The organism is Methylonatrum kenyense, assembly GCF_023195885.1.
Classification (GTDB): domain Bacteria; phylum Pseudomonadota; class Gammaproteobacteria; order Nitrococcales; family Aquisalimonadaceae; genus Methylonatrum; species Methylonatrum kenyense.
Genome location: NZ_JALPKO010000015.1, coordinates 23,424 through 29,758, shown reverse-complemented (window position 1 = coordinate 29,758; position 6,335 = coordinate 23,424). Strand labels below are relative to the sequence as shown.

The following is a 6,335-nucleotide window of genomic DNA, read 5'->3' as shown; positions in this document are numbered from 1 at the left end:
CCTTGGATATTGCACGAGTCGGCAGGGCTTTGGCCGCCGGGCGTTCTGCCAGGCACGCTGGTCGGCTGTCGTCGCCCGATAGCCATCACGGCAACCGCGCGCATGGCGATGTAGCTCACGAGACAGCGTCGAGGGTGCACGGCCAAGACGCCTGGCGACGCACCGCAACGACTCACCGGCTGCCAGGCCACGCGAGAGCTCTTCGCGTTCGGCGAGACTCAGCACGCGGGTCGAACGCCGGCGAACCGTCGGGGTGATACCGCCGTGTAGAGCCGCGATCCGATGAATGGCCGGCGGCGTACAAGCCAGCGCCCGCGCAATGTCGCTAACCGAGTGTCCTTGCCGCCACCGCCTCCAAAGCTCCGCTTTGTCAGCGGCCGTTAACCCAGTCCGTCGCCTGCGTCCCATCGCAACATCCTCCTATCGCCTCAGATAGAATGGTGTTGCATCGACCAGTTGAGACCACCCTTCTTTCTAATCTGTATCTGCGCCGTCCTGACCTTGTTGCCCCGCGTTTGCACGATGGTGACCGGGAAGCCGTGGATGATCAGGCTGATGCCGGGTTCGGGGATGGATTGCAGGTGCTCCATGATCAGCCCGTTCAGTGTCTTCGGGCCGTCGGTGGGCAGGTTCCAGTCCAGCAGGCGATTCAGCTCGCGGACGCTGATTGATCCTTGGGCCAGGAAGCTGCCGTCTTCCTGTGGTCGCAGGTGGCGTGAACCGGCCGCGGGGTCGCTGGTGAACTCGCCGACGATCTCCTCGAGGATGTCTTCCAGCGTGACCAGGCCCAAGATGTCGCCGTATTCATCCACCACCATGCCGATCCTGTGTTGCTTGCGCTGGAAGTTCAGCAACTGGGTTTGCAGCGGCGTGCCTTCCGGGATGAAGTAGGTTTCGCGGGTGGCGGCCAGCAGTCGCTCGCGGTCCAGGTCGCCGCGGACCAGCGAGGAAACGATACTGCGCAGGTGCAGTAGCCCCTGGACCTCGTCAATGCTGCCGCGGTAGACGGGCAGCCGGGTGTGCTGGCTCTTGCTGAGCTGATTGACGATGTCGTCCCAGTCATCGTCCAGGTCCACGCCGACAATTTCATTGCGGGGCACCATGATGTCCTCGACGGTTGCCTTCTCCAGATCGAGGATGTTGATCAGCATGCGTTGGTGTCGCCGCGGGATCATCGCGCCGGCCTCGTTGACCACGGTGCGCAGCTCCTCACGACTGAGCGAGGAGTCATTGGCGTCATCCGGCGAGACGCGAAACAGCTTCAGCAGGCTGTTGGCGATGCCGTTGGTGACATAAACCACCGGGTAGAACACCCGCAGCAGCACGGCCAGGGGCCAGGAAAACGGAAATGCCAGCCGCTCCGGGTGCAGCGCCGCCATGGTTTTTGGTGCCACTTCGGCAAAGATCAGGATCACCAGGGTCAGCAGCAGCGAGGCCGCACCGATGGCGCCCTCGCCGTACAGGCGCAGTGCGATCAGCGTGGCCAGCGATGCGGCGAGGATATTGACGAAGTTGTTGCCCAGCAGGATGACGCCGATCAGCCGGTCCGGGCGCTCCAGCAGGCGGGCCGCCAGGCGGGCCGAGCGATGCCCCGCCTTGGCCAGGTGTTTCAGCCGGTAGCGGTTCAGTGTCATCAGCGCCGTCTCCGAACTGGAGAAGAAGCCGGACAGCACCACCAGCAGACCGAGCAGCGCGAACATGACGCCGATTGGCATGTCGCTCACGGCCTGTTCTCCCGGATCTGTGGATCAGCAGCAGGCATTGCAGCAGGGATTAGCGGAAAAGAATGAGTTCCAGCACCAGTTTGGTGCCGAAATACGCCAGCATCAGCGCGATGAAGCCGCCCAGCGTCCAGCGAATCGCAGTCCGTCCACGCCAGCCGTAGCGCCAGCGTCCGAACAGCAGGATCGCGAACACCAGCCAGGCGGCGATAGACAGCGTGGTCTTGTGCACCAGGTGCTGGCCGAAGATGTCTTCGAGGAAAATCGCGCCGGTAACCAGCGATAGGGTGAGCAGGCCGAAGCCCAGCCAGAGCATCTGGAACAGCAGCGTCTCCATGACCCGCAGCGGTGGCAGCAGGCGAATCAGGCCTTCGGGGTGGCGGTTGTGCAAATGGTGGTCCTGATAGGCCAGCACCAGTGCTTGCAACGCCGCGATGCTGAGCAGGCTGTAGGCGAGAATCGAACTGAGGATATGCGCCTCGAGGCCGAGTGGCACATTGCCGCCGGTGGGCGCGGCCGGTGCGAAAACCGTCGACAGGATCAGGGCGACGGCACTGATCGGCAGGATGACGACTGCCAGGTTTTCCACCGGCTTGCGCAGTGCGGCGATCAGAATCAGTGCCGCCATCAGCCAGGTGACCAGTGATCCGGCGGTAAAGAAGCCGAGATTCAGACCTTGTGGCAGGACTGTTTGCCCCCAGAGCACCACGGCATGCACCGCGATCGCCAGCAGCCCCATGCCCAGGGCGGCGGTTCGCGCGGCTGGTGGTGAATCCCCCTGGCGTGCCAGGCGCAGCGAGAAGGCGCCGCTGGCACAGAGGTAGAGCACAATGGCAAGTATGATGAGTGTGACGTGTTCCATGGACGGAATCGAGTCGTCGGGAGAGCCCAACAGACGTCGGATCATGGCACAGATGCCGGGGCGGTCAAAGCCGGCGGCCGTTTCGACCGTGCGCCAGCTGAGGTACCCTTGCTGGCCTTAAGGAAACACTGATCTATTCCCGCGCAGACGCGGGAATAGATCAGTGTTTCCTCAACAACTGTACTTGCATTGAGGTCCGCGGATCCATGTTCAACAACCTGAGCGAACGTCTCGATGGTGTCGTCCGCCGCCTGCGCGGCCAGGGCCGGCTGACCGAGGACAACATTCAGGACAGCCTGCGTGAAGTGCGCATGGCGCTGCTTGAGGCCGATGTCGCGCTGCCGGTGGTCCGAGCCTTCGTCAAGGACGTCAAGGAGCGGGCGCTGGGCGAGGAGGTGAGCAAGTCACTTACTCCGGGCCAGGCCTTCGTCAAGATCGTCAAGGACGAGCTGGTTCGCATGATGGGCGAGGAGAACGACGCCCTGGATCTGTCGGTGCGGCCGCCGGCGGTGGTGATGGTTGCCGGGCTGCAGGGTGCGGGCAAGACCACCAGCATCGCCAAGCTGGCGCGCTACCTGCGTGAGCGCGAGAGGAAAAAGGTGCTGGTGGTGAGCTGTGACGTTTACCGGCCGGCCGCCATCGATCAGTTGAAGACCCTCGCGGCCGAAGTCGAGGTGGATTTCTTCCCGTCCAGCGGCGACCAGAAGCCGGTGGATATCGCCCGCGCCGCGGTGGAGCATGCGCGCCTGCAGTATCACGACGTGGTGCTGGTGGATACCGCCGGTCGCCTGCACGTCGACGAGGCGATGATGGACGAGGTAAAGGCGCTGCACGCCCGGATCACGCCGGCTGAAACCCTGTTCGTGGTCGACAGCATGACCGGCCAGGACGCAGTCAATACCGCCGCCGCCTTCAATGAGGCGCTGCCGCTCACCGGCGTGATCCTGACCAAGACCGATGGTGACGCACGTGGTGGTGCGGCCCTGTCGATCCGCCATGTCACCGGCAAGCCGATCAAGTTTCTCGGTGTCGGCGAAAAAACCAAGGCACTGGAGCCGTTCCATCCGGAGCGGGTCGCCTCGCGCATCCTCGGTATGGGCGATGTGCTCAGCCTGGTGGAAGAGGTTGAACGCGGCGTCGATAAGGATCAGGCCGACAAGCTGGCGAAGAAGCTCAAGAGCGGCAAGGGTTTCGACCTGGAGGATTTTCGCGAGCAAATGAGCCAGATCGGCGGCATGGGGGGTATCGGTGGCCTGATCGACAAGATGCCCGGCATGGGTCAGATCTCGGACAAGGTGAAGGGGCAGGTCAACGACAAGGAAGTGGCCCGCCTGATCGCGATGATCAATTCCATGACGCCGGTCGAGCGGCGCAAGCCGGACTTGATCAATGGCTCGCGCAAGCGACGCATCGCCATGGGCTCGGGTGCCCAGGTGCAGGACGTCAATCGTCTGCTGAAGCAGTTCAAGCAGATGCAGAAGATGATGAAGCAGTTCAAGAAGGGCGGCATGAAAAAGATGATGCGCCAGTTCGGGGGCATGGGTGGCCCCGGTGCCCCGGGCGGCGGTCTGCCGCCGGGCATGAAGTTCTGAGGAATCGCTGGATTCACCGCCCTGACGCACCGGGCTAGGGAGTGGCTCGCGCGCGGCGCAGCGCGCCTTGCCGGATGACCAAAACCGGTCTCGGGCGCAGACGCGGCAACAAAACAGTGTTTCACGAGATTAAACATTGAACGTTTTGCGGTTTTCCGTACAATGCGCGATTCACTAAATCGCCCGCATTCTCCGTGGGCTGCGGATCGTCAAGAGGTTAGCAAGAGCATGGTTACCATTCGTCTGGCTCGAGGCGGCGCCAAGAAGCGTCCTTTTTATCACGTGGTCGTGACGGACAGCCGTAATGCGCGCAATGGTCGTTTCATCGAACGACTGGGCTTCTTCAACCCGCTGCCGGGTGGTCAGGCCAAGAACGAACCGCTGCGTCTGGACATGGAGCGCGTGAACTACTGGATCGCCAACGGCGCCAAACCGTCCGAGCGTGTCGCGCACCTGGTCAAGCAGTACGCCAAGCAGCAGGAAAACGCTGCCTGAGGCAGGTGTTGCCGTGAGCGCGACCGCTGACCGTCGGATCGTCATCGGCCGCATCATGGGCGTTTTCGGTGTGCGTGGCTGGGTCCGCGTCATGTCGCACACCGAGCCGCGCGAGAATATCCTCTCGTATCCGAACTGGCAGGTGCGGCGCGGCGAGGACTGGCAGACATTGAAGCTGCTGGAAGGGCGATTGCAGGGCAAGGGTGTCGTCGTGAGTCTTGAGGGGCTCGACGACAGGGATGTTGCCCGCGGTCTAGTTGGTTGCGACATCGCGGTGCACCGCGATGAACTGCCGCCGCTGGCCGATAACGAGTTTTACTGGTCCGACCTGCAGGGGTTCGACGTCGTCACAACGGACGGCGTGGCCCTGGGGCAGGTGGATCACCTGTTCGAAACCGGTGCCAACGATGTGCTCGTGGTGCGCGGTGAGCGGGAACACCTGATCCCGATGGTGTTCGAGCAGTATGTGCTGGATGTGGATCTCGGGGCCCGCCGGATCGAGGTGGACTGGGATCCGGAGTTCTGACCATGCGCATCGATGTGGTCAGCCTGTTCCCAGAGCTGGTGGAGCAGGTGGCGCGGGTCGGAGTCGTCGGCCGGGCGGTGGATCAGGGGCTGGTGCAACTGAACCACTGGAACCCGCGCGATGATGCTACCGACCGCCATCGGACGGTGGATGACCGGGCCTATGGCGGCGGGCCGGGCATGGTCATGCGGGTCGAGCCGCTGCGCAGCACGATCCGCCGCGCCAGGACCGCGGCGCCCGAGCCGGCCCGGGTCACGTACCTGAGCCCGCAGGGCCGTCGGCTGAACCAGGCGCTGGTTCAGGAGCTGGCGGCGCGGCAGCGATTGCTGCTGGTGTGCGGCCGTTACGAAGGGATCGACGAACGGCTGCTGTCCACCGAGGTGGACGAAGAGATTTCGGTGGGGGACTACGTGCTCAGTGGCGGTGAATTGCCCGCCATGACGCTGATCGACGCGGTGACGCGGCTGCTGCCCGGAGCACTCGGGCACGAGGATTCGGCGGCGTACGATTCCTTTACCGACGGGTTGCTGGATTATCCGCAATACACGCGACCCGAAACGATTGATGGAATGACCGTGCCGGCAGTGCTGCTCAGTGGCGATCATCAGGCCATCGCGCGCTGGCGGCGGAAGCAGGCGCTGGGGCGCACCTGGTTGCGACGCCCGGAGCTGATGGCGCAACGACAGCTGGATCCATCGGACCAGGCATTGTTGCAGGATTTTATCAACGAACATCGTGATGGCGGGCGCTGACGCGCTCGCGCCGGCAGGGGATAGAGAGCAATGAGCAACATCATCGACGAACTGAATCAGGAACAGATGGCGGCCGCTGGCCGGGAGATCCCCGAATTCGGTGCCGGCGACAGCGTGGTCGTCCAGGTGCGGGTGCGTGAAGGTGGCCGCGAACGGCTGCAGGCCTTCGAGGGCGTGGTTATTGCCAAGCGCAACCGCGGTCTGGACTCGGCCTTCACGGTGCGCAAGATTTCCCACGGCGAAGGTGTGGAGCGCGTCTTCCAGACCTACAGCCCGCTGATCGAAAGCATCAAGGTCAAGCGCCGCGGTGACGTGCGCAAGGCCAAGCTTTACTACCTGCGTGACCGCCAGGGCAAGGCGGCGCGTATCAAGGAGCGCGTGTAAGCC

General features: G+C 63.5%; 8 protein-coding genes. 5 read left to right on the top strand and 3 right to left on the bottom strand.

Features of this window, described 5'->3' with window-relative positions; all coding sequences use genetic code 11:
- The 3 genes from M0534_RS13835 to M0534_RS13035 all read right to left on the bottom strand — a co-directional run.
- Positions 1-408: helix-turn-helix domain-containing protein (locus M0534_RS13835; RefSeq protein WP_428348943.1), on the bottom strand; the 408-nt coding region annotated here is incomplete at its 3' end.
- Positions 409-428: 20 nt separating this feature from the next.
- A complete protein-coding gene (locus tag M0534_RS13040; protein ID WP_248568875.1) occupies positions 429-1,724 on the bottom strand; it encodes an HlyC/CorC family transporter in 1,296 nt (431 codons plus the stop codon).
- Between the two features lie 49 nt (positions 1,725-1,773).
- Positions 1,774-2,628, bottom strand: a complete 855-nt coding sequence (locus tag M0534_RS13035) for a cytochrome C assembly family protein (RefSeq protein ID WP_248568874.1) — start codon at positions 2,626-2,628, stop codon at positions 1,774-1,776.
- Between the two features lie 161 nt (positions 2,629-2,789).
- Between M0534_RS13035 and ffh the strand changes: the two genes are divergently transcribed.
- The 5 genes from ffh (at position 2,790) to rplS (ending at position 6,332) form a co-directional block, all read left to right on the top strand.
- Positions 2,790-4,175, top strand: coding sequence for a signal recognition particle protein (gene ffh / locus M0534_RS13030; protein ID WP_248568873.1), 1,386 nt, complete (start codon positions 2,790-2,792; stop codon positions 4,173-4,175).
- A gap of 228 nt (positions 4,176-4,403) precedes the next feature.
- Positions 4,404-4,670: a 30S ribosomal protein S16 gene (gene rpsP / locus M0534_RS13025; RefSeq protein ID WP_248568872.1), complete on the top strand. Its 267-nt coding sequence runs from the start codon at positions 4,404-4,406 to the stop codon at positions 4,668-4,670.
- A 13-nt stretch (positions 4,671-4,683) separates the two neighbouring features.
- Complete coding sequence (gene rimM / locus M0534_RS13020; protein ID WP_345894729.1) at positions 4,684-5,196, top strand: ribosome maturation factor RimM; 513 nt, start codon at positions 4,684-4,686, stop codon at positions 5,194-5,196.
- Between the two features lie 2 nt (positions 5,197-5,198).
- A complete protein-coding gene (trmD, locus tag M0534_RS13015) occupies positions 5,199-5,948 on the top strand; it encodes a tRNA (guanosine(37)-N1)-methyltransferase TrmD (protein ID WP_248568871.1) in 750 nt (249 codons plus the stop codon).
- A 30-nt stretch (positions 5,949-5,978) separates the two neighbouring features.
- Positions 5,979-6,332 (top strand): 50S ribosomal protein L19, encoded by a 354-nt coding sequence (gene rplS / locus M0534_RS13010; RefSeq protein WP_248568870.1) that lies wholly within the window; start codon positions 5,979-5,981, stop codon positions 6,330-6,332.
- Positions 6,333-6,335: the final 3 nt, after the last annotated feature.

Excerpts from the sequence above, each read along its gene's own strand:
- rplS (WP_248568870.1), top strand. The coding sequence starts at position 5,979 with ATGAGCAACATCATCGACGAACTGAATCAGGAACAGATGGCGGCCGCT.
- ffh (WP_248568873.1), top strand. The coding sequence starts at position 2,790 with ATGTTCAACAACCTGAGCGAACGTCTCGATGGTGTCGTCCGCCGCCTG.
- M0534_RS13035 (WP_248568874.1), bottom strand. The coding sequence starts at position 2,628 with ATGATCCGACGTCTGTTGGGCTCTCCCGACGACTCGATTCCGTCCATG.
- rpsP (WP_248568872.1), top strand. The coding sequence starts at position 4,404 with ATGGTTACCATTCGTCTGGCTCGAGGCGGCGCCAAGAAGCGTCCTTTT.
- trmD (WP_248568871.1), top strand. The coding sequence starts at position 5,199 with ATGCGCATCGATGTGGTCAGCCTGTTCCCAGAGCTGGTGGAGCAGGTG.